The 23025-nt window shown below is 60.9% G+C and carries 21 protein-coding genes and 1 tRNA gene; 11 read left to right on the top strand and 11 right to left on the bottom strand.

The genetic code is table 11. The annotated features are described in order from the left end of the window. Positions 1-128: 128 nt before the first annotated feature. The 6 genes from uxuA to manD all read right to left on the bottom strand — a co-directional run bounded on the left by uxuA (position 129) and on the right by manD (position 7174). The gene (gene uxuA / locus Q0931_RS01465; RefSeq protein WP_299256542.1) at positions 129-1310 is read right to left on the bottom strand and encodes a mannonate dehydratase; all 1182 of its coding nucleotides are present in this window, start codon (positions 1308-1310) and stop codon (positions 129-131) included. A gap of 32 nt (positions 1311-1342) precedes the next feature. Beyond that, complete coding sequence (locus tag Q0931_RS01460) at positions 1343-2842, bottom strand: mannitol dehydrogenase family protein (RefSeq protein ID WP_299256540.1); 1500 nt, start codon at positions 2840-2842, stop codon at positions 1343-1345. A 31-nt stretch (positions 2843-2873) separates the two neighbouring features. Further along, on the bottom strand, positions 2874-4160 hold the full coding sequence (locus Q0931_RS01455) for a TRAP transporter large permease (RefSeq protein WP_299256538.1): 1287 nt from the start codon (positions 4158-4160) through the stop codon (positions 2874-2876). Positions 4161-4164: 4 nt separating this feature from the next. Continuing rightward, positions 4165-4758 (bottom strand): TRAP transporter small permease, encoded by a 594-nt coding sequence (locus Q0931_RS01450; protein WP_299256536.1) that lies wholly within the window; start codon positions 4756-4758, stop codon positions 4165-4167. Between the two features lie 95 nt (positions 4759-4853). Further along, positions 4854-5798, bottom strand: coding sequence for a TRAP transporter substrate-binding protein (locus Q0931_RS01445; protein ID WP_299257235.1), 945 nt, complete (start codon positions 5796-5798; stop codon positions 4854-4856). A gap of 164 nt (positions 5799-5962) precedes the next feature. Next, the gene (gene manD / locus Q0931_RS01440; protein WP_299256534.1) at positions 5963-7174 is read right to left on the bottom strand and encodes a D-mannonate dehydratase ManD; all 1212 of its coding nucleotides are present in this window, start codon (positions 7172-7174) and stop codon (positions 5963-5965) included. Positions 7175-7403: 229 nt separating this feature from the next. On the opposite strand from manD, the gene Q0931_RS01435 reads away from it, so the two are divergent. The 3 genes from Q0931_RS01435 (at position 7404) to dps (ending at position 10630) form a co-directional block, all read left to right on the top strand. Beyond that, positions 7404-8183, top strand: a complete 780-nt coding sequence (locus Q0931_RS01435; RefSeq protein WP_299256532.1) for an FCD domain-containing protein — start codon at positions 7404-7406, stop codon at positions 8181-8183. A gap of 184 nt (positions 8184-8367) precedes the next feature. Then, positions 8368-9936: a sodium/solute symporter gene (locus tag Q0931_RS01430; RefSeq protein WP_299256530.1), complete on the top strand. Its 1569-nt coding sequence runs from the start codon at positions 8368-8370 to the stop codon at positions 9934-9936. A 154-nt stretch (positions 9937-10090) separates the two neighbouring features. After that, on the top strand, positions 10091-10630 hold the full coding sequence (dps, locus tag Q0931_RS01425; protein ID WP_299256528.1) for a DNA starvation/stationary phase protection protein Dps: 540 nt from the start codon (positions 10091-10093) through the stop codon (positions 10628-10630). Between the two features lie 104 nt (positions 10631-10734). Here dps and Q0931_RS01420 read toward each other — a convergent pair whose 3' ends face one another. Beyond that, entirely contained in the window at positions 10735-11661 is a 927-nt protein-coding gene (locus Q0931_RS01420; RefSeq protein WP_299256526.1) for a sugar kinase, read from the bottom strand. Between the two features lie 132 nt (positions 11662-11793). Here Q0931_RS01420 and Q0931_RS01415 point away from each other — a divergent pair, with 132 nt between their 5' ends. The 3 genes from Q0931_RS01415 (at position 11794) to Q0931_RS01405 (ending at position 13468) form a co-directional block, all read left to right on the top strand. Next, positions 11794-12459, top strand: a complete 666-nt coding sequence (locus Q0931_RS01415; protein ID WP_299256524.1) for an HAD-IA family hydrolase — start codon at positions 11794-11796, stop codon at positions 12457-12459. A 90-nt stretch (positions 12460-12549) separates the two neighbouring features. Beyond that, positions 12550-13278 carry a DUF2076 domain-containing protein gene (locus Q0931_RS01410; RefSeq protein ID WP_299256523.1) on the top strand — a complete coding sequence of 243 codons (729 nt, stop codon included), beginning with the start codon at positions 12550-12552 and terminating at the stop codon, positions 13276-13278. Between the two features lie 100 nt (positions 13279-13378). Beyond that, positions 13379-13468 (top strand) — tRNA-Ser (locus Q0931_RS01405). Positions 13469-13684: 216 nt separating this feature from the next. On the opposite strand, the gene Q0931_RS01400 is transcribed toward Q0931_RS01405, so the two are convergent. The 3 genes from Q0931_RS01400 to Q0931_RS01390 form a co-directional block, all read right to left on the bottom strand. After that, positions 13685-14191, bottom strand: coding sequence for a copper resistance protein NlpE (locus Q0931_RS01400; protein WP_299256521.1), 507 nt, complete (start codon positions 14189-14191; stop codon positions 13685-13687). A 107-nt stretch (positions 14192-14298) separates the two neighbouring features. Continuing rightward, a complete protein-coding gene (locus tag Q0931_RS01395) occupies positions 14299-15591 on the bottom strand; it encodes a sensor domain-containing diguanylate cyclase (protein WP_299256519.1) in 1293 nt (430 codons plus the stop codon). 274 nt (positions 15592-15865) lie between these two features. Continuing rightward, complete coding sequence (locus tag Q0931_RS01390; protein WP_299256517.1) at positions 15866-16087, bottom strand: DUF2188 domain-containing protein; 222 nt, start codon at positions 16085-16087, stop codon at positions 15866-15868. Between the two features lie 229 nt (positions 16088-16316). On the opposite strand from Q0931_RS01390, the gene argC reads away from it, so the two are divergent. The 3 genes from argC (at position 16317) to zwf (ending at position 19889) form a co-directional block, all read left to right on the top strand. Then, positions 16317-17273, top strand: a complete 957-nt coding sequence (argC, locus tag Q0931_RS01385) for an N-acetyl-gamma-glutamyl-phosphate reductase (RefSeq protein ID WP_299256516.1) — start codon at positions 16317-16319, stop codon at positions 17271-17273. A 69-nt stretch (positions 17274-17342) separates the two neighbouring features. Continuing rightward, positions 17343-18155, top strand: a complete 813-nt coding sequence (locus Q0931_RS01380; RefSeq protein ID WP_299256514.1) for an ion transporter — start codon at positions 17343-17345, stop codon at positions 18153-18155. Between the two features lie 111 nt (positions 18156-18266). After that, complete coding sequence (gene zwf, locus Q0931_RS01375) at positions 18267-19889, top strand: glucose-6-phosphate dehydrogenase (protein ID WP_299256512.1); 1623 nt, start codon at positions 18267-18269, stop codon at positions 19887-19889. Positions 19890-19972: 83 nt separating this feature from the next. Here zwf and Q0931_RS01370 read toward each other — a convergent pair whose 3' ends face one another. After that, entirely contained in the window at positions 19973-20863 is an 891-nt protein-coding gene (locus tag Q0931_RS01370) for an NAD(P)-dependent oxidoreductase (protein WP_299256510.1), read from the bottom strand. 346 nt (positions 20864-21209) lie between these two features. On the opposite strand from Q0931_RS01370, the gene Q0931_RS01365 reads away from it, so the two are divergent. After that, positions 21210-22379 carry a zinc-dependent alcohol dehydrogenase gene (locus Q0931_RS01365; RefSeq protein ID WP_299256508.1) on the top strand — a complete coding sequence of 390 codons (1170 nt, stop codon included), beginning with the start codon at positions 21210-21212 and terminating at the stop codon, positions 22377-22379. A 53-nt stretch (positions 22380-22432) separates the two neighbouring features. Further along, the gene (locus Q0931_RS01360) at positions 22433-23008 is read left to right on the top strand and encodes a hypothetical protein (protein WP_299256506.1); all 576 of its coding nucleotides are present in this window, start codon (positions 22433-22435) and stop codon (positions 23006-23008) included. Positions 23009-23025: the final 17 nt, after the last annotated feature.

Here is a 23025-nt window from a genome sequence, read left to right as displayed (position 1 = left end):
CAGGTACCCATCATTAACAGGGTACACCCGCAGACTGCACCCTGTCTGAATGAATCACTGGAAAGGACGAGGCGACCCAGAACCGGGCAGCGCCCGGCGCAGAAAGGTCAGGTTCAGGGAAAGGCCGGTCAGCACAACCGACGAACGGCGCACTCCACGCCGCGCAGTTCGGCCAGCCCCTTGAGACGCCCGATCAGTGGATAGCCGGGGTTGGTCTGACGCGCATTGTCGTCACAGAGTTTGTGGCCGTGGTCCGGACGCATCGGCAGTCGGGCACCGCCTTCCCCTGCGCGGCGACGCTCCTCGCCAATCAGTTCGCGGATTACGCCGACCATGTCGACATCACCCTCCAGATGATCCGCCTCGATAAAACTTTGCGGATCCTCCAGATCACGTCGCGTGGCGCGCAGGTGCACAAAATGAATGTGCGGGCCAAACTCGCGCGCCATCGCGACAAGATCATTGTCCTTGCGCACGCCCCAGGAGCCGGTACAAAACGTCAGGCCGTTGGCCGGACTTTGCACCTGATCAATCACCCAGCGGGCATCGGCCGCCGTCGAGACAATGCGCGGCAGCCCCAGCAGGGGGCGCGGTGGATCATCCGGATGCACGGCCAGACGCATGCCCACTCGCTCGGCCACCGGCACCACCTTTTGCAGGAAATATTGATAATTGTCCCGCAACCGATCTTCATCGATGGCCTCGTAGGCCTTTAGATGCTCGAGAAACTGCGCCAGCGTGTAGTGCTGGTCCGACCCCGGCAGCCCGGCAATCAGGGTGGTGACCAGCCGCTGACGGGCCAGCTCATCCATGCCTTCAAAGCATCGACGCGCCGCCTCGATTTCGGCCTCGCTGTAGAGCGCCTGCGCTCCGGGGCGCTCGAGAATGAACAGCTCAAAGGCCGCAAAGCTGGTCTGATCAAAGCGCAGCGCTCGCCCACCGGTCTCGGTGGGCCATTCAAGCTCGGTGCGCGTCCAGTCCAGAATCGGCATGAAGTTGTAGCACACCGTATCGATCCCACAGGCGGCCAGATTTTCCAGCGTTGAACAGAACACCTCGATGGCACGGTCGCGGGCCGGAATATCCAGCGCCTGCTTGATCGCCTCCGGCACCGGCACACTTTCCACCACCGACCATGACAGTCCCGCCGCCTCGAGCAGCGCCTTGCGCTCGGTGATCTCCTCGATTGACCAGGGCACGGTCGGGGCGTGTCCGTGCAGGGCGGTGACAATGCCGGTGGCTCCGGCCTGGCGAATCTCGGATAGCGTGACCGGATCATCGGGGCCGAACCAGCGCCAGGTATGTTCCATGCTTCTCTCCTGTCGTGAACTCTGAAATTCTGTCAAACGCTGGCCAGATGCTGTTCAAGCGCCGCGCGCATACCAAGTTGTTCGATCGATGCCAGGGCCTGCTGTACCTGTTCCCCAAAGCGTGGCGCGCTGACCAGTGACGGAGAGAAAATCGCCTCGATCCCCATGATGGCCGCCGCTCGATCAACGCTGCGCGCATGGTCATGACACTGCGCCAGCCGATCCGCCATCGGGTCGCTGACCGGGTAGGCCCGGCCCTGCTCGTCCACACCACGGGTATAGCGAATCCAGGCGGCCACACCGAAGACGGTGGCACTCAGTGCCTGCTCATCATGGCTTGCGGCCAGACGCTCTTCGCCGCCGCGCAGCCAGCGCTGAGGCAGCTTCTGCGAGCCGTCCATCGCGATCTGGTGCAGCCGGTGGCGCAGGCTGTCATTGGCAAAGCGTGACATCAGCGCATCGGCGTAGTTGTCAAGCGAGATACTCTCCGGCATGGACAGGGTCGGCGCCGCTTCTTCCAGCATGTAACGGCGCAAGAGCCTTTGCAGCAGCGGATCGGTGACCGCCTCGGCCACCGTCTCCAGTCCCATCAGCGGGCCGGTATAGGCCAGCAGCGAATGCGCCCCGTTGAGCATGCGAAGCTTCATGGTCTCAAAGGGCGCGACATCCTCGACCATTTCGACGCCGTGTTGTCCCCAGTCGGGCCGTCCCTGCGGAAAGTGATCCTCGATCACCCATTGTAGAAAAGCCTCGCTGACCACGGCCGCCGGATCGTCACAGCCGATGGCCTGCAGACGAGCGAAGGCCTCCTCGTCCATGGCCGGTACGATGCGATCCACCATGCTGGAGGGAAAGGCCACCTCGGTGTCGATCCACTCGGCCAGCGCGGCATCGCGCCGCTCGGCCAGGGCCACCACGGCGCGGCGGGTGCGCTCGCCGTTGTCCGGCATGTTGTCACAGGAGAGCACCGTGAAAGGTGGAAGGCCTGCCTGCCGCCGCCGCGCCAGCGCCTCGACCAGAATGCCCGGCGCCGTGCGAGGTGCCTCAAAATGGGCGATGTCGGCAGCAATGGCCGGATCATCGACCAACAGTGCCCCCTCGCTGGAGCTCAGGTAATAACCCTTTTCGGTCACGGTGAGCGTGACGATGCGGGTATCGACATGGCTCAGACGAGCCAGCAGCGCCGGAAGATCCTCGCCCCGCTGCCCCTGCGGATCGGTACCGGTAAACAGCGTCTCGCTGATGGCCCGAATCTCGCGCAGGGTGACATGGGCGCGGTCGGTATATTCGGCCAGGTAGTAGCGAAACCCCTGGTTGCGCAGGATGTCCACCAGCGCGCGATTGCCGCGGATATTGACGCTGCAGATCCCCCACGCCCGCTCGCCGCGGGCAATGCACTGCGCCACCACCTGCGCCTGATGCGCCCGGTGAAAGGCGCCCAGCCCCAGATGCACGATGCCGATGCGCTCGGGGGCGTCGTGCGATGCAATACGTACGACATCGGGCGTTTCGTGGGTGTCGGATGGATTCATCACTATCTCCCTTGTGGCACCGACGACCAGGCTAGCCTGCCGGCCCCATGACCAGATTGGGCAGCCACAGCGAAATGGCCGGGATGTACATCACCAGTCCCAGTACCATTAGATTGCAGAGCAAAAACGGAATGATCGCGCGCGCTACCTGACTCATGCGGATCTCGCCTATTCCAGAGACCACAAACAGGCAGATGCCTACCGGCGGCGTGGTCAGACCGATCATCAGGTTCAAAACCGCCATGATGCCAAAGTGCACCGGATCAACGCCGACGCCGGTCGCCACCCCCAGAAGGGCCGGGAAAAGGATGATCAGCGCTGCGATGGTTTCCATGAAGGTGCCCACAAACAGCAGGATCAGGTTGAGGATCAAAATCACCATCAGCGGGTTATCGCTGATGCCCAGGATGCCGTCGGCGATCATCTGCGGAATGCGCTCGCTGGTCAGAATCCAGCCAAACAGATTGGCCAGCCCCACCAGCAACATCAGTGCCGCCGAGGTCAGGGCGGCATCCACAAACAGCCCCGGCAGATTGCGCCAGTTCAGTCCCTTGTAGACGAACATCCCCACCACCAGGGCATAGAGACAGGCCACGATCGAGGCCTCAGTGGGCGTAAAGAACCCGCCGATAATCCCGTAGAGAATGATGAAGGTCATCAACAGGGCCCAGAACGCGCTTTTGCCTTCGCTCAGGATTTCCCTGAGCGTGGCACGCTTCTCCTTCGGGTAGCCCCTTTTGACCGCCAGCACGTAGACGGTGATCATCATGCCCAGCGCCAGCAGAATGCCCGGCACGACACCTGCCATGAACATGCGCCCAACCGAAATGCCGGACAGCGAGCCCACGATGATCATCGGCACACTGGGGGGAATGATCGGGCCAATCGTTGAGGACGCCGCCGTCACGGCAGCCGCGAAGGGCTTGTCGTAGCCGGATTTCGCCATGCCGGGAATCATGACCGCGCCGACGCTGGCCGCATCGGCCACGGCAGTGCCGGAGATGCCGCCAAAGATCATCGAGCCGCCCACGTTGGCCAGTCCCAGACCACCCCGGATATGACCCACCACGGCGTTGGAAAAGCGCACGATATGTTCGGTGATGTTGCCCACGTTCATCAGGTTGCCGGCCAGAATGAAGCCGGGAATACACAGCAGGACAAATGAATCCATGCCGGCAAACATGCGCTGGGGCACGATGGTCAGCGGGATTCCGGCGGTGAACAGGTAGGCCGCCGAGGAGATGCCGAGCGCAAAGGCGATCGGAATACCGGCAAACAGCAGCACAAAAAACACCGCAAACAGCATCAGGACGTCCATGGTGCTACCTCCGCTCGCCGGCAGGCGTTGCTTTGTCGCGACGAGACAGGCCCACAAGCCCGGCCACGGCTTCGATGGCACCGATCACGCCGTACAGGATGACCATGGCAAACAGCACCACGGTAGCGCCGAAGACCCACTGCATTGACACCTTGAGCGCCGGCGAGGTCTGGAAGGCACCGATGCTGGCGTACTGCCAGGCATAGGGCACGATCAGCCACGCAAAACCGACCAGCACCACGCTGATCAGCAGCTGATAGAGGCAGGCGCCCCTGACGCCGAAGCGGTGATGAAAAAGCTCCAGACTGATGTGTTTGCCGCGGCGCATGACAAGGCCTGCACTGACGGCAATCATCATGATAAAGAGATAGCGCGACAGTTCCTCGGTCCATACCGGGGCCGCTGGAAGAATCAAACGCCCCAGTATCTGCAGGATCACCACCCCGGCGATCGTGATCAGCATCAGACCGGCAATGGTGGCGAGCAATCGATCAAGCACATTGACCAGCGCGCCGAACACGCCGCCCAGGCGCGGTACGCGCCCCAGAACGTCGAGCGCTTCCAGTGCATCGCTGGCCCGCTTTTCAGTGTTACTCACGTTGTTTCTCCCTGCTGTCACGCCCCTTGAGCGCGGTGCTCAAGGGGTATGAAGATCAGCGATTTACCCATGACTCGAAGACGAGCCGGCAGCGATCAGAGCTTTTCGATGCGCTCGAGAAGCTCGGTCTGCTCGGGATCAAGGGCCTTTTTGATGGCCGGCATGGCCTTGTCGGCGAAGGCCTGGGTGTTGACCTCGACAAAGGTCATGCCCTTGTCCCTGAGCGCCTGCTCCAGACGGGTCTGATCCTCGGCAAAAAGCTCACGTTCGTAGCTCTGCATGTCGCCGGCGGCGTCACGCACCACCTGCTGTAGATCGTCGGGCATGCCCTCGAGCTGGCGCTTGCCGATCACCACATAGATCCAGCTTCGAACGTGATCGGTCATGTTGACGAACTTCTGCACCTCGGAGAGGCTCGCGCTTTCGATCAGCGACAGCGGATTTTCCTGGGCATCGATGGTGCCCTGCTGCAGCGACGTGAACACTTCACTGAAGGCCATGGGCGTGGGCCGTGCCCCCAGCGCCTGCCAGGTATCCACAAACAGCGGCACGTTGGGCACCCGCAGACGCAGTCCATCCAGATCATCCGGTGTCCTGATTTCGCGGTTGGCGGTCAGCTCACGGGCGCCGCGCTCAAACCAGGTCAGCGGGACCAAGCCGGTACGCTCGGTGATCTGGGCCTCGATCTCGCTGCCGATATCGCCGTCAACGGCCTTTTTGAGCTGCTCGCTGTCACGAAAGGCATAAGGAACAGCCATCATGGCGGCCCTGGGCGCCCAGTTCTGCAGGCTCTCCCCGGTAATGGTCATGTCGGCGGTGCCCAGCTGGATGGAGTTGATCATGTCCATCTCGTTGCCCAGCTGTTCATTGGGGTAGACCTGCACTTCGATACGGCCGTCGGAGTTCTTCTCGACTTCCTCCTTGAAGTGCATGGCGGCCTTGTTCCAGACGTTCTGCTCATTGGCCAGATGGCCGAATTTCAGCGTGTAATCCGCTGCCTGTACAGGGGTGGCCATCGCCAGAACACCGGCGACCAGCATACCGGCACCGATCAGCTGTGACAGACGCAGACGTGACAATTGATGCATCGACATACCTTGCTCCTTCAGGGCCCAGGCCCTGATCAAATCCAGCGGTGGGATCATCGGCTGCCCGGCAGCCCGTATCTCTCGCCCTGCCCGCTTTCAGGCAGGACGTTATCGGCCTACCAGTGCCAGAGCGTGCCATCCTCGAGTCGATTGACCGGCAGGCTGGCGCGTTTGTAGGGGTACTTCGCGGCCAGCGTCTCGTCGATGTCCACACCGTGACCGGGGGTCTCGCCCGGCGTGAAGTGGCCATCCTCGAAGCGATAGGCGTGCGGGAAGACTTCTTCGATTTCCTCGCTGTGGGGCATGTGCTCCTGAATGCCGAAGTTGGGCACCCAGGTATCAAAGTGCAGCGCCGCGCCCATGCAGACCGGGGAAAGATCGGTCGGCCCGTGAAAGCCGGTGCGCACATGGTAAAGCTCGGCCAGCGCCGCGATACGACGCACATGGGTAATGCCGCCGGCGTGGGTCAGCGTGGCGCGGATATAGTCGATCGACTGCGACTCGATCAGCTCACGACAGTCATGGATCGAGTTGAAGACTTCCCCCACCGCCAGCGGCGTGGTGGTGTGCTGGCGAATCAGGCGAAACGCGCCCTGATTCTCGGCCGGCACGCAGTCCTCGAGCCAGAACAGATGCCAGGGCTCGACTTCCTTGCCCAGTCGCGCCGCCTCGATGGGCGTCAGGCGGTGATGCACGTCGTGCAGCACGTGCAGGTCATCGCCAAAGCGCTCGCGTACGGCCTGGAAAAGCTTCGGCACATGATTGAGATATTTAGACGTGCTCCAGACGTTTTCGCTGGGCAGGCTTGAATCGGCCGGCTCATAGCGCTCGCCGGCCTTCTTGGCGACGCCGTAGGTGGAGGCGATGCCGGGGATGCCGCACTGCACGCGCACGGCGCGATAGCCCTGCTCGACGTGGCGGGCGACTTCTTCCAGGCAGCCCTCGATGTCATGGCCGGTGGCGTGGCCGTAAACCATGACGCGCTCGCGGCTCTTGCCGCCCAGCAGCTTGTAGAGCGGCATGCCGGCGGCCTTGCCCATGATGTCCCACAGCGCCATGTCCACGGCGCCGATCGCCGACATGGTGACCGGCCCGCGGCGCCAGTAGGCCCCGCGATAGAAGAACTGCCAGATGTCTTCGATGCTGGAAGGATCGCGTCCGATCAGCGCCGGCGCCACGTGTTCCTCGAGATAGGCCACCACCGCCAGTTCACGACCGTTGAGGGTGGCATCGCCGATGCCGTAGATCCCCTCATCGGTATCGATCTTCAGGGTGACCAGATTTCGACCCGGGCAGGTCACGATGACGCGTGCATCCACAATCTTCATAAGGGCTCTCTGGCTGTGTCCATCAACGACGCCAGGCTACCCCTATTGCGATTGGCATACCAAATAGACATTGGTATACACCAGCGTCACAAAGCTTCGCAATGCGCTTTAAAGTGTTGTCAGATAGGCTGTATCAGCACATCGTGGTGAAACTGGCATGCCACAATAAGCCGTCAAAAAACAAACGGAGCGTAGCCGCTCACGGGTTGGAGCCATCAGGGAGGTCGGAATGCGCCGACAGTATCAGACCATTGGCGAACAGATCGGTCAGCAGATCGACCGCGACGGCTATCGTCCCGGCGACCGACTGCCCACCGAGCGTGAATACGCCGAACGCTTTGACGTGAGCCGCACGGTAGTACGCGAGGCCTTTATCATGCTGGAGCTGGCCGGACGCGTGGAGGTACGCAAGGGGTCAGGGACCTATGTCTGTCCCCCCGGCGATCACCGCGGGCCCACGCCTGCAGCAGCACAGGCAATACCCGCCCCTGCCGAGGATATTGGCCCCTTCGAGCTTTTGAGGGCACGTCAGATAGTGGAAAGTGCCGTGGCCGCGGCCGCGGCCGAACTGGTGACGCCGGGCGACATTCGTGCCCTGTCAACGCTGCTGGCCGAGGAGCGCCGGGCGATCGAGACCTCCATCGGCGGGCAGGAACTGACCAACGCCCCCGATCAGGCCGACCGGGCCTTTCATCTGCTGATTGCGCGGGCCAGTCAGAACACTCTGCTGGAGGACGCCGTCAATCGGCTCTGGGAGCAGCGTGACCGCAGCCCCATGTGGCGACGCCTGCACGGGCGCATCATGGACTTCTCCTATCGTCGCAGCTGGCTCGATGACCACGACCGTATTCTTGCCTCTCTCAAAAAGCGCGACAGCACGGGGGCGCACAAGGCGATGTGGGACCACATCGAGCATGTCATGCATACGCTGTTCACCCATTCCGATACCGATGACCCGAGCTTTGACGGCTATCTCTTCACCCGCGGCCTCGAGCGTTCGTCCTCCTGAGTTTGCTGGCCCTTATCGATCATGTGCCCCCAGTCCGTCTCGCCACCCTCATGCATCTGACCTAATGTAGGTAGATGCAGCGTGCCAATGACCGCATCCAATGTCGGCAGGCAGCGCCTCAGAGAACAATACCAATACGGATGAGCGGCAGCGCAACAGGGCTGACCGAAAACGGGAGGGTGATATGGCCTGGCTGGATTACGCAGTGATCGTGGCATATCTGGGCGGCTTTTTGCTGCTAGGGCAACTTTTCAGGCAGCAGCACTCAGGCGAGGACTATTTTCTGGGCAGCCGTGGCTTTGGCTGGTTCCCGCTGTCCCTGTCGGCGGCGGCCACGCAGCTTTCGGCCGTCAGCTTCATCTCGGCACCCGCCTTTGTGGGCATGAAGGAAGGCGGCGGGCTGATATGGCTGACCTACGAATTCGCCGTGCCGCTGGCGATGATCGTGCTTGTCGTGCTCTTCTTCCCGACCCTCTACGCGGCCGGCGTGGTCAGTATCTACGGCTATCTGGAAAAACGCTTCGGCCGCGGCACCCGCATTCTGCTGAGTCTGGTGTTCCAGCTGTCACGCGCCTTCGCCACCAGTGTCATGGTGTATGCCATTGCCCTGATTCTTACCCACGCCATCGGCCTGCCCCTGTGGGCCACCATTGTCGTGATCGGGGTGGTCACGCTGGTCTATTCGTGTCAGGGCGGCATGAAGGCCGTGGTCTATGGCGACGTCATTCAGATGATATTGCTGGTGATCGGGCTGGTGGTCTGTCTGGTGTATGCCCTGTCGCTGCTCGGCGGGTGGGAAGTCTTTATGGCCAACGTGGACCCGGCGCGTCTTGAAACCGTCCGCTTTGATGATGTTGGCATCGGCCAGGACAGCAGCGGCTTCGGTTTCTGGCCCATGGTGATTGGCGGGCTTTTTCTCTACGCCGCCTACTACGGCGCCGATCAGAGCCAGGCACAGCGGCTGCTGTCTGCCCGTGACGCGCGCACCGTGCGCCATACCCTGCTGGCCAACGGGCTGCTGCGCTTTCCGGTCACCCTGTGCTACTGCCTGCTCGGGCTGGTGATGGGCACGCTTGCCGTCACGCATCCGGAGTTTCGCGCGCTGATCCCTGCTGACGAACCGGATTTGATGGTGCCGCTGTTCATGCGCGACTACCTGCCTGCAGGGCTGACCGGCATCCTGATCGTGGCGATCTTCTCAGCGGCCATGTCCTCGGTCAGCTCGGCGATCAATTCACTGTCGGCGGCCAGCGTGGAGGACCTCTTCGTGCGTGGTCGAAGGATCGATGAAAAGCGCTATATGCGCCTGTCCCGACTCACCTCCCTTTTCTGGGGCGTGGTCTGCATCACACTGGCCTTTTTTACCGGCAACATCGCCACAACCATCATCGAGGCGATCAACAAGGTAGGTTCGCTGTTTTTCGGCCCGATGCTCGCCACCTTTCTGGCCGCCATTCTGATACGTCCCATCAACGGCATTGGTGCCAACTGCGGGCTGGTCGCCGGCGTCGGGCTCAACGCCTTTTTGTGGCTGTTCGTGCCGGAGCTTTTCTGGTTCTGGTGGAACGTGACCGGGGCCATCACCATGCTGATGGTCGCCCTGATCACAAGTGCCGTGACGCATCGCCGCACGCACAGCGATGTCATGCCACGACCGGTACTGGATGCTCATGTGCCTACCATCGCGGCGCTGGGCGTTTTCTTCGTGGTTATCGTGTTGTTCAGCGTATGGCTGCCGACGTTGTTAACCTGAGCGCCACGCAGTGGTTTCTGAACCCGGCCTTGATATCGGGGCAGAACGTACCAAAATCCATGATGAGCAGAAGGTGATGGCGTGCCATGCAGACACGTCATGCCGGCGGCAGGATATGGCCGTTTTCACTGATCTCGACAAAAGGATGTGACTCATGAGCAGTGCTACAACACGCAATATCAAGGAAGCCAATCAGAAAACCGCGAAGAAGCTCTATCCGACGCGCAACGATATTCCTGAAGGCGAACGTCAGAAAGTCGTGGCGGTCATGAATGCCCGCCTGGCCGAACTGATCGACCTGGCGCTGGTCATCAAGCAGGCGCACTGGAACCTCAAGGGACCGCAGTTCATTGCGGTACATGAGATGCTCGACGGGTTCAGAAGCGGCATCGATGCTCACGTCGACGAAGTGGCCGAGCGGTTGGTACAGCTGGGTGGCACGGCACTGGGTACCGTGCAGCAGGTCTCTCAGAACACCAGCCTTGAAAGCTATCCGGCCGATATTCATCGCATCGAGGATCACCTCAAGGCGCTGGCCGATCACTATGCCGGCGTGGGTGCCACCGTGCGCAAATCCATCGATGAAACCGACGAACTCGGTGATGCCGACTCCTCCGATATTCTGACCGGCGTGTCGCGCACCCTTGACAGCAACCTGTGGTTCATCGAAGCCCACATGCAGGAAGGCGCCTGAACCCTGCAGTCATCACGTCGCCGGCCGCATCGCCGGAGACCGTAAAATAACAACGGGAGCGCTCCATCGGGGCGCTCCCGTTTTCATGGGCATGAGCACAGCCTTCAGGGCATCTCCGGCATATGCTCGACATCGATGATGGCGCCGCGATGGCCGATCACGGTCGCCGCCAGTCGATGACCCCAGCGCGCCGCCTTTTCAACATCGCCACCGGTCAGGCGACAGGCCAGATAGCCGGCGCTGAAGGAGTCCCCTGCCGCCGTGGTGTCCACCACCTTTTCAACCCGCTCACCGGCCACCTCGTAACGCACGCCCGCATGCTCGATCAGGCAGCTCTCGGCACCGCGCTTGATCACGATCTCGTCCACGCCCCGGTCGCGATAAAATGCAAACAGCGCCTCGGGAGTGTCAAAGCCAAAAAGCGCCTGGTCATCCTCGAAGGTGACAATCGCCAGATCCACCTGATCCAGCAGCGATTGATGCGCCTGCCGGGCCGTGTCGACACTCGACCAGAGTCGGGGACGGTAGTTGTTGTCAAACACCACCCTGACCCCGCGCTCGCGCAGACCGGGGAGCCCCGCCAGCAGCCGTTCCCGACCCTCGGGCGTTAAAATGGCCAGACTGATGCCACTCAAATAGAGCGTCTCGCTGTGGGCCAGCCCTTCCAGCAGCTGCTCGCCTTTCTCGCCATCAAACATGAAGCGCGCGGCGGCTTCGCTTCGCCAGTAGTGAAAGCGTCGCTCCCCCGCCTCGTCGGTCTCGATGAAATAAAGCCCTGGCAGGCGCGCCTCGAAGGTTCTGACGTTGTCGGTGCCGACCCCTTCCTGTGTAAAGCGCTCACGCATGGCCTGACTGAAACCGTCACTGCCCAGCGCCGTCACGTACTCCACTTTCAGAGCATCGCCTGCCAGGCGTGCCAGATAGGCCGCCGTGTTGAAGCTGTCGCCCCCGAAGGTCTGGTGAACGGACTGTCCCGGCCGGCCATGCATTTCGATCATGCACTCGCCCATAAGCGCGATGGTGGATGGCAAGATGGTTCTCCCTTTGCATTGTGTTTTGCGACGATGCACCCGAAGCTGGTATGACTCAAGCAGCACCGATACTTTCCAAACGATACTTTCAAACGTCACAACGTTCCCGCGGGAACAGCTTCAGGAGCCCCCATGGCACGCATCAAATGTCTGATTTTCGACTGCGACGGTACGCTGGTCGACAGCGAACCCCTGCTCGCCGACGTACTGGCACAGACCCTGCCCGAGGCCGGCCTGCCCTTTCGTGCCAGCGACTATATGAACGAATTTCGCGGCGTGGTCTATGCCCATATCGTGGCGGAACTCGAAAAGCGTCATGGCGCCGTTGACGAGACAGTGAAAAGGGAAGCCGAAGCGCGCATGCGCTCGCGCCTGATGGCAGGGCTCAAGGATAGCCTGCTCGTGATCGAGGGCATTGAGGCGTCCATGGATATCCTGTCACCCGATTATCTCTGCTGTGTGGCCTCCAACGGGCCGCTCAACAAGATTCGCCAATCCATGGAGGTCTCCGGGCTGGGCCGCTTTTTCGGTGAGCACCTCTTTTCGGCCTATGAAGTGGGTCACTTCAAGCCGGACCCGGGGCTTTTCCTGCATGCCGCGCAAGCCATGGGCGTGGCGCCCGAAGAGTGTCTGGTGATCGATGACGCTCCGGTCGGCGTCACCGCCGCGCTGGATGCCGGTATGCAGGTGGCCCACATCAATCATTTCCCCAATGAGGAGCAGACGCCGGAACGGGCGCATGAGCTGCTTCACATGAAGGATCTGCCGGCACTGGTGCGAACCCTGAATCAGGCCTGAGTCAGGCACCATGGCAAGCGATGGTGGTCAAAGCCATTATTGACCCCATGTCTTGCCGGGCCCATGTATTGTCGAATCAGGGAGAACACCATGGCACGCAGTGAACAGGAAGTGATCGACGATCTGTTTTCACGCCTCAAGGAAGCCGAGGCGCAAACCGGCGGCGAACGCGATGAACAGGCCCAGAAGCGCATCGATGACCACATGCGCGATCAGCCCGCCGCACCCTACTACATGGCACAGACCATTCTGGTGCAGGAAGCCGCGATCAAGCGGCTCAATGCCCGCATCGAGGCACTGGAAAAACAAAAGAGCGAGAAACGCAGCAGCGGCGGTTTTCTGGCCGGCATTTTTGGCGCCGACCAGCGCGAGGAAGGGTCTGCCACACGCAGTCGAAGCATGGATGCGTCAAGACGCGCGGGCGCCAGCGGCCCGGGGCAGAACTGGCAAACCAACGGTCCGGCCTCAAGCGCTCCCGGCAGTGCCATGCGCGGCGGTGGCGGCTTTCTGGGCGGCGCCCTGCAAACGGCCGCCGGTGTGGCCGGCGGCATGATGCTGGGCAACATGCTGATGGGCATGTTCGGTCATCACAACAGCGAAGAGATCGTCGATGTCATCGAAGACCCGGTCGGCACGGATGGCCAGGGGGATCAGGGTGGCACCATGGACGGCGGGGATAGCAGCACCGATCAGGGCGGTTTTATGCCGAGCGACTACGATCCCCAGACTGATGCGCCCCCTGATGACGGCGGTTTTCAGGACGACAGTTCCTTTTTTGGCGGTGATGCCGGCGGGTTTGACGACTTTGACGAGATCTAGACGCCACTGACCGGGTATCAGGTCATGAACCCGATCGACCACCCGGATGGCTTCCGGGCATGGACATTTTATCCCGGCATCCGTAATATATGGCGCCTTCGGAGAGGTGGTCGAGTGGTCGAAGGCGCCGGTCTCGAAAACCGGAGTGGGTTCGCGCCCACCGAGGGTTCGAATCCCTCCCTCTCCGCCAGATATGAAAAACCGGCCCCAGTGGCCGGTTTTTTGTGTCCGCATGACGGACAGCTGCGTTTCAAGGGAGAGGATGAGAACCCTCGGGTTCGTATCGAGGTGCGCAGCGCCGACAGGCGGAGCGCAGCGAGGCCCATCCCTCCCTCTCCGCCATATATGAAAAAACCGGCCCAGTGGCCGGTTTTTTGTGCAAGATTGTCTGGATCTGCTCGAGCACCTACCTCTGATAGGGCATCGACTGCGCCGCCGTTCCCGACGCCTTTTGTACCGGTTCGGCCACATGGCGCAGTTCTATATTGTGCGTGGTATTGATGGGCTGGCCGTTGCAGTTCAGCTGGCGTAGCCGGTCATTGCCGATGACCTGAAAACTCATGCAGCTGTCGGCGCTTTCGGGGTCGAGTCGATAGATTACCGCCTGCGGGTCCACCTGATTGCCGCGTGTCACGACCCAGTCACCCGAGCGCGTTTGCACGTCCTGCTCGTGGCCGTTGCCCAGATAGCGCTGTTTGAGCGTATAGGTCGACGCAAATCCGGTCATGCCGGAAGACACCAGTGTCAGCTCGGTATCGATCCCCTCGCAGTCAGCACACGGCAGCACGCCCTGCCAGCTTTCTGCCACGGACATGACCTGCGGTGACGATGACACTTCCGGCTGCTGACTGCAGCCCCCGAGTGCCAGACCTGCTGCTGCCAGCATGATGCCGCTGGAAAAAGCTTTTTTCATGACGCGCCCCTGTTTGCCGTTAACTGCCCTGACCGCTGGTTATAAGGTCCTGTCCCTGTATGACTTATAAGCAAACGTAGTCGAGTCGCACCAAACTGTCGTGGCCTTCAGTAAACGATTCGATCGCGCCCGCGCCCCTTGGCCTGATAAAGCTTTTGATCCACGCCTTCCACCAGATCGTTGCAGCTCATGCCACGCGCATTGATGATGCCGGCCGAGAAGGTGACCTGCAGCCCGCGCGGACTCAGATACTCGAGTGCCAGGGAATGGCGCAGGCGCTCAAGGGCCTGAAGGGCGCCACTGACATCGATTCCCGGCAAAATCAGCAGGAACTCTTCTCCGCCCCAGCGCACCAGAATATCGCTGGCGCGCAGCTGACGGGACAGCACTTCGGCAAACTGCTGAAGCACCTGATCACCGACGGTATGCCCGTAGTCATCATTGACGCGCTTGAAGTGGTCGATATCCAGCAGGGCAACGCTGATCTCCATCCCCTGGCGCTCGGCCTGCTCAAGTGCTGCCTCGAGGCTGCTGATACCAAACCGACGATTGCGAATGCCGGTCAGCTCATCATGCGTGGCGAGATACTCAAGGCGTACATTTTTTTCTTCCAGTGCCATTTCGAGCTTTTTGCGATCGCTGATGTCGACAAGAAAGACCACATCACGCGGCCGACCATCCTCGCCCTCAATGCGCACACTTTCGACAATCACCGTATGACGCTCGCCGTGGCGCGCCACCAGCTCGCACTCACCAAACTGCTGGGTATGACCATGATGGCTGCCCATGGCGCCGCGCTGCTGACGCTGCAGATATTGATGACTGCTATAGGGCACGACCATCGAAAAGGGCCGGCCGATCAGTTCGTGTTCCTCGTAGCCATGAAAGCGACAGTAGGCCGGATTGACCATTTCAAAGCGGCCGTCTTCGGTCAGCACGCAGATGCCCATGGGTGTCGCATTGATAATGCTCGAGATGCATTCCTGACTGCGCCTGAGCTCTTCGTGCTGAACGATCTGTCGGGTACAGTCCTGCAGTACCAGCATGACTCGAGCGGTCTCTCCATCACCAGCCAGTCGACAACCGGTGAGGCTCAACGCCATGCGTCGATGGCCCTCCTTGAAGCCGAGCCAGCGCACGCGCGGGCACTGCCCATACTCGGTGGCCTTATCATCAAGGCACCAGTCATGAGCAGGATGGGCTCCCTTTTTATCGGGATACCACTGCCAGGGCTCCTCCTCATCGAGTGGATCAAAATAGTTCAGGAGGGTTCGGGCAGAATAATTGGCGCCTTCCAGCGTGATGCGCTCGCCACACCGGTAGACCAGTGCTGCGATGTTCAGCTTGTCGAGTGCCTCGATGGACGGGCAGTCATCGGCGGACGGCAGACAGTGACTCATCTTGTGATGATTACCTTCAATTACATAAAAATTACTCACAAACACATTATGAACATCCGTTTCTGGCGCTTCCTGTCTGATTAACGCATTCATCATTTTCAACGCAAAAATGCATTGCAAAGGGTAGAAATGGCACAGGCCACAGGAACCCGAGAAGTAGAGAGGAATAAAGGATGCTGAACAAAAACACGACTTGAGAAGGCCGCCGACAGTGCTTGTTTGTCAGTCAAAACAGTGAACAACGAGACTTTTCAATCCGCCTCTGAAGGCACGGCTATAGGCGAGAGGCAACGTGTTCGTCGTGATGCTGGTTAAAGATATAGTCCTGACGACCATCCGTCTTGCATACCCTGACACTGCCATGGTGCTCAAGTGCCCTTTTTTCGGCCCATTGAACCGCCGTGCGCTTGGTATAAAAACGCTTGATGATCTGATCATGTTCACCGCACACCAGCCAGCGCCCTTTCTGTTTTCTTACCAGATAGCTGAAAGACATCGCGATCCCTTCCTGGCAGTCATGTCGATGGTGGTCAAGGCAGGCTCTATTTCAGAAATAAAATATAAGCCACCCCATGCATTTTGCCAGAGGCCTTTGCGCCCATGATCGGCGGCTCGTCTCGGGTCATCATTTGATTTAACCACCGTCCCGGATGCATGCAGGCATTGAAGGCGTACAATGACTCCAGCCAACAGATTCGACTCATTACTCCCATGCGAGGTAGACCATGACGTCCAGGGTATTCGTGGATGGGCAGGAAGGCACGACCGGCCTGAGAATTTTTGACTATCTACAGGCACGCGACGATATCGAGCTGCTGCGCATCGATAGCACTCGCCGCAAGGATCTTGATGAGCGGGCGCGCCTGATCAATCAGGCCGATGTCGTCTTCCTCTGCCTGCCGGATGAAGCCTCCCGGGAGGCAGCCTCGCTGGTCGACAATCCCGATACCTGTCTGATCGATGCCAGCACTGCCTTTCGTACCGATCCCGAGTGGACCTACGGCCTGCCGGAGCTGACGCCGGGTCAGCGCGCGCGCATTCGCGACAGCAAGCGCATTGCCAACGTGGGCTGCCATGCCAGCGCCTTCATCATGCTGGTTCGCCCCCTGATCGATGCCGGTCTGCTGCCGCCGGACTATCCCTTTTCGGCCTTTTCGCTGACCGGCTACAGCGGTGGTGGCAAGAAAATGATTGCCGATTATGAAGCCGCGCGCGACGGCTCGCTGGACGCGCCGCGCCCCTACGCCCTGACGCTTGCCCACAAGCATCTTCCGGAAATGCGCCTTCACGGCGGCCTTGAGCGCTCGCCGGTGTTCACCCCGATTGTGGGCAACTTCCTGAAGGGGCTGTCGGTCAACATTCCGCTTCAGCGTTCACACCTGCCCGAGGGCACCAGCGCCGAGCGCATCACCCGCGTCTGGCAGACGCACTATGAGGGCGCCCCTTTTGTGAATGTCCTGTCAGCACAGGACAGCGACGCCCTGGATAACGGCTTTTTCGATGTCACGGCCTGCAACGACACCAACCGTGTCGACCTGTGCGTCTTTGGCAACGACGAAAGACTCGCGCTGGTGGCCCGCATGGACAATCTGGGCAAGGGCGCTGCCGGCGCTGCCGTACAAAACATGAACATCCACCTGGGGCTTGAAGAGACCACCGGCCTGACCTGTCGGCTCGATTAATCCCTGACTCCTGACGCGCCACCGGTGCGTCAGGAGGCCATTCGTGGCCCAGCCGTGCGGACACTATCGATGAAAGAGCGCGTCACCCCCTTTCAGCTGTTCATTCTGGTGCTGTCGATCTACGTCATCACCGCCATGGCCATCAACATGCTGGTGACGCTTCCCCCGGAGCTTTCCCGCCTGTTCCAGTACATGGACTACATCGTCTGCCTGTTCTTTTTCATCGACTTTTGTCAGCGTTTTCTGCGTGCCGAGAGCAAGCTGGCTTACATGCGCTGGGGATGGATCGATCTGCTGGCCTGTATTCCGGCGGGGTTTTTCCAGGGCGCCCGCATGTTTCGCGTGGTGCAGGTGCTCAGGCTGCTGCGTGCGATCAAGTCGATGGAAATGATCTGGCAGCTGTTGTTTCGTAACCGCGCCGAGGGCGTCTTCGCCTCGGCCGCGACCGCCACGGTGCTGCTGGTCGCCTTTGGCGCCATTACCATGCTGATGGTGGAAAGCCCCAACCCGGAAAGCCCGATCAACACGGCAGAAGAAGCGCTCTGGTGGGCGATCGTGACCGTCACGACCGTGGGCTACGGCGATTACTACCCCGTGACGACGCTGGGCCGCGTGGTCGCCGTGCTGCTGATGATCGGCGGCGTGGGGCTTTTTGGCAGCTTTGCCGCCTATATCAGCTCGATCTTCATCGCCGATGACAGTGAGCGGGAATCCCGCGAGGCGCGCGCCCAGCGCGACATGACCCGCGCGCTTCATCATCAGATCATCGAGCTGACCAGCGAAGTGCGTGAACTACGCGACCGGCTGGACCGGATGCACGATAACGCCGATGCCTCTTCCCTGCCTGCCGATAACGACCATCGCCCTGATCCACCTTCATGACCCGAGCCTTAAAGGAAGGATGGGGCATAACGTCGCAATTGCATTACGCTTTATGAAAAGGGAACGGTGCGCCGCTCCCGGTTCACATGCCCCCACGCACAAGGCGATGACATGACCCAGACCGACCATCAGCATCAAAAGGACGGGCAGCATCAAAAGGACAGGCAGCACCAAAAGGCTGCCCCACCGGCCGACGACACCACCATGTTCATCTTTGGCGCCAGCGGCGACCTGGTCAAACGCCTGCTCGTGCCCTCGCTTTACAACCTGGACCGCGACGGTCTGCTTGACCGCGGCATGAATATCGTCGGCGTCGACATTGCCGAGCACGATGACGACAGTTTTAGAGGTCATCTCAAGGACTTTATCGCCGACAAGGCCGCCGACAGGCATGCCGAAGGCGGCGGTCAGGAACTCGATGAAGCGCACTGGCAGGATTTTGCCCAGCGCCTTCACTATCTCCAGGGCGATTTTACCGAATCGGACATTTATGCCCGGATTGGTGAGCACCTGGAAAAGGCCACCAGTGACAACGCCATCTTCTACTGCGCCACGGCCCCACGCTTTTTCGGCGAGATCGCCACGCAGCTTGGAAAGGCCGGTCTGATGCAGGAAGGAGAAAGCCGTTATCGCCGTATGGTGGTGGAGAAGCCCTTCGGTCACGATCTTGAATCGGCCCGCGCGCTTAATGCGCAGCTGCTGGAGGTCATGAAGGAAGAGCAGATCTACCGGATCGACCACTTCCTGGGCAAGGAGACCGTGCAGAACATTCTGGTCGCCCGCTTTGCCAACATATTGTTCGAACCCTTCTGGAACAATCACTATATCGATCATATCCAGATTACCGCCGCCGAAACCGTCGGCGTGGAAACCCGGGGCAGCTTCTATGAAAAAAGCGGCGCCATGCGCGATATGGTGCCCAACCACCTCTTTCAGCTGCTCGCCATGGTGGCCATCGAGCCGCCGGCGGCCTTCGGTGCCGATGCCCTGCGCAGTGAAAAGGCCAAGGTGCTGGGTGCCCTGCGCCCCTGGCCCAGAGAAGAGGTACGCGAGAATTCGGTGCGCGGCCAGTATCGCGCCGGCCGGCTTCAGGACGAGGATGTTCCCGGTTATCGCGACGAACCCGACGTCGAAGAGGACAGCAATACCGAGACCTATGTCGCCATGAAGATGATGGTCGACAACTGGCGTTGGGTGAACGTGCCCTTCTATCTGCGTACCGGCAAGCGCCTGAGCGCACGCGACACCGAGATCGCCATCTGCTTCAAGCCGGCGCCCTACGCCCAGTTTCGCGGCACCGACGTGGATCGCACGATCTCCAACTGGCTGATCATCCAGCTGCAGCCCAACGAAGGCATGTGGTTCGACTTTCAGGCCAAGCGTCCGGGACCGGAGCTTGAAATGGATACGGTCAAGATGGGCTTTGCCTACAAGGACTTCTTCGATTTGCCCGCCGCCACCGGCTATGAAACCCTGATCTATGACTGTCTGACCGGCGATCAGATGCTGTTTCAGCGCGTGGATACGATCGAAAACAGCTGGCGCGCCGTTCAACCCTTCCTTGATGCCTGGGCCGAGGATGACAGCGTCGAAGACTATGAGGCCGGCTCCGAAGGACCACAGAGCGCACACGACCTGCTCGAACGCGATGGGCGTCAGTGGCACAAGATCGGCGAGGTCACGGGCCCGGGCGTGGCGCCGGTACCCGGTGGCTCACGTCGCCAGACAGACTAGACCGTATGGCGAAGGCGTCCGGCGCCTTCGCCCTGTTTGGCGTTCTCGTTATATTGATCGCTGCCCGAGCCTTGACGCTTGCGCTACTGCGCCAGTTCGTCCCGCCAGGAATGCACCGGTGCAAACCCGACCAGACGACGCGCCTTGTCGTTGCTGTAAAAGGTTTCGAACTCACCCATCTCGCGCTCGAGCGGTACTTCCGGGTAGAAGCGCTCGATCACCTCGGCCGTGGTCAGACCCACCGAGAGATCATCGTTGGCCACATTGAACACCTGATAGCCCAGCCCATCCGTTTTCAGACAGCAATCGACCATCCGACCCAGGTCGCGGGCATCAATGTAGGCAAAGATGTTGCGACGGCGCAGGGCAGGGTCGTCCATGAACGCTGGAAACTTCTCGCGATACTCGTGGGGTTCGATCACGTTGTTGATGCGCAGGCCGTAGATATCGATCCCCGAGCGCGCCTGAAACGAGCGCGCGGTGACCTCGTTGACCACCTTGCTCATGGCGTAGCTGTCCTGCGGAACGGTGGGGTGCTCTTCGTCCACGGGCAGATATTCCGGTTGCTTCTCGCCATCGGCAAAGCAGATGCCGTAGGTGGTTTCGCTGGAGGCGAAAATCACCTTGGGGATGCCCAGTTTGGTCGCCGCATCGAGCACGTTGTAGGTGCTCAACGTATTGATGCGATACGTCTCGTTGTCCGGCCGGTGCAAAATGGCCGGTATGGCCGCAAAGTGCACAATGGCATCGTAATCTGGCACACCGGTGCCCGGCGCCAGTTCATCAAGGCTGGCGTAGGCCCGGCAGGCATTGAAGACCTGGCCTGCGTCGGTCAGATCGGTGGTCAGGTGCGCGATGCCGGGCGTGTCGGACGGCGCCCAGTCCAGATTGGTGACCCGGTGACCCTGGTCGCGAAGATAAGCGCTCGCATGGCGGCCGGCCTTGCCGCTGCCCCCGGTAAACAGAATGCGCATGAAGTCCTCCCGATGGATAAAACGATCATGACACCCTGGCAAGGAACGACCGGTTGCGCCAATGCGCCCTGCGACCTGCCCGGCACGCCGTTATCCGGCCAACGACAGAGCGTTCGCCTGACGCGGCGGCCGCCTGACCCGGCCGTGTTCTGCCGGTGACGATGACGACAACTCACCAGCCCGTCATTCTTTTGTCCCTTTCTTATCCGGCGTTAACACCTTCTCCTGCGCTTTGCCTTGTGCCCTATGCCGTACTGAACCAGATTGGAAAGGTACCCTTATTTATGGTTCGGCGACGCCATGACGCCGCCGATTCTCCGGCTCGTTTTGACAGGGAGGCCACGCCATGAAGGCGCTTTGCTGGCACGGCAAGAACGATGTTCGCTACGACACGGTGCCCGACCCCACTATCGAGGATGCGCGCGACGCCATCGTCAATGTCAGCAGCTGCGCCATCTGCGGCTCGGACATGCACCTTTACGACCACTTCATTCCGGCCATGGAATCCGGCGATGTGCTGGGCCATGAGTTCATGGGCGAGGTGATGGAAGTCGGCAGCGAGACGCGCCATCTCAAGGTGGGCGACCGCATTGTGGTGCCCTTTACCATTACCTGCGGCGAGTGCGAGCAGTGCCGTCGTGGCAACTTCTCGGTCTGCGAACGCTCCAATCGCAACCGAGCCCTGGCCGATGCCGCCTTTGGTCACGCCGGCGCCGGCCTGTTTGGCTACTCGCATCTCACCGGCGGCTATGCCGGTGGCCAGGCCGAATATGTGCGCGTGCCCTTTGCCGATCACACCCACATCAAGGTGCCCGATACCCTCACCGATGAGCAGGTGCTGTTTCTGGGCGATATCTTTCCCACCGGCTGGCAGGCGGTTGTCCAGTGTGACGTCCAGCCCACCGATACCGTGGCCATCTGGGGCGCCGGCCCGGTGGGTCAGTTCTGCGTACGCAGTGCGCTGATGCTGGGTGCCGAGCAGATCATCATGATCGATAACGTCCCCGAGCGGCTGGCCATGGCCCGTGCCGGCGGTGCCACCACCATCAACTTTGACGAGGAGAGCGTACTGGAGCGGCTCAATGAACTGACCCGCGGCAAGGGGCCGGAGAAGTGCATCGACGCCGTCGGCCTTGAGGCCCATGCCACCCGCTCGCTGGACAGCGTCTATGACCGGGTCAAGCAGGCCGTGATGCTGGAAAGTGATCGCGCCCACGTGCTGCGCGAGATGATCTACGTCTGCCGTCCTGCCGGGGTGATCTCGATTCCCGGCGTTTATGGCGGGCTGGTCGACAAGATCCCGGTGGGCGCGCTGATGAACAAGGGCCTGACGGTGCGCACCGGCCAGACCCATGTGAAACGCTGGGCCGACGACCTGCTGGCACGCATTGATGACGGCCAGATTGATCCGTCATTTGTCATTACTCATACGATGGGGCTCGACCAGGGGCCGGACATGTACAAGACCTTCCGGGAAAAGCAGGATGGCTGCATCAAGGTGGTGCTCAAGCCGTGACCCTGACGCTTTTATAAAGGACATACCCGTCAAAAGGCAGAGGAGACGCTTGAATGACGACATCGCATCACCTGTCCGCCAACCCGGGCAACCATGGCGGCCCACGCTCGATGGAGGGCAGCGACCGGCTGGCCCGTGTCATTGGCTGGGCCGGCGTAGGTCTGGGGCTTGCCGAGCTTTTCATGCCGGGACGCATGACGCGTTCGCTGGGTATCGAAGGTCATGAGAACTGGGTGCGTGCCTGCGGCGTGCGCCAGATCATGACCGGACTGGGGGCCCTGAGCGATAACCCCGCCCCCGCGCTCAAGCTCCGGGTCGCCGGCGACGCGCTGGATCTGGCCGCGCTGGCCTGGGTACGCCGCGACCCGAACGCCGACCGGCGCAATATTGATCGCACGATGCTGGCCGTGGGGGCCGTCACGGCGCTGGAAGTCTGGTGCGCCGGGAAACTGCACCGCCGCCATGACTACATGGGGGGCATCACACCCGACTACAGCCGCCGCTCCGGTTTTCCAAAACCGATCGCGCAGATGCGCGGTATCGCAAAGGATTTCGAGACGCCTGTGGACATGCGTGCCGCGCTGCCCATGCCGCGCTATCAGCCCGGCGAGCCGCGCATCATTACCTGACCCGCCCAGTCGCTCGC

Origin of the sequence: uncultured Kushneria sp., from assembly GCF_947497025.1 — a bacterium.
GTDB lineage: Bacteria > Pseudomonadota > Gammaproteobacteria > Pseudomonadales > Halomonadaceae > Kushneria.
Note: the sequence above shows the minus strand (reverse complement) of the source record. Positions and strands in the feature narration are given on the sequence as shown.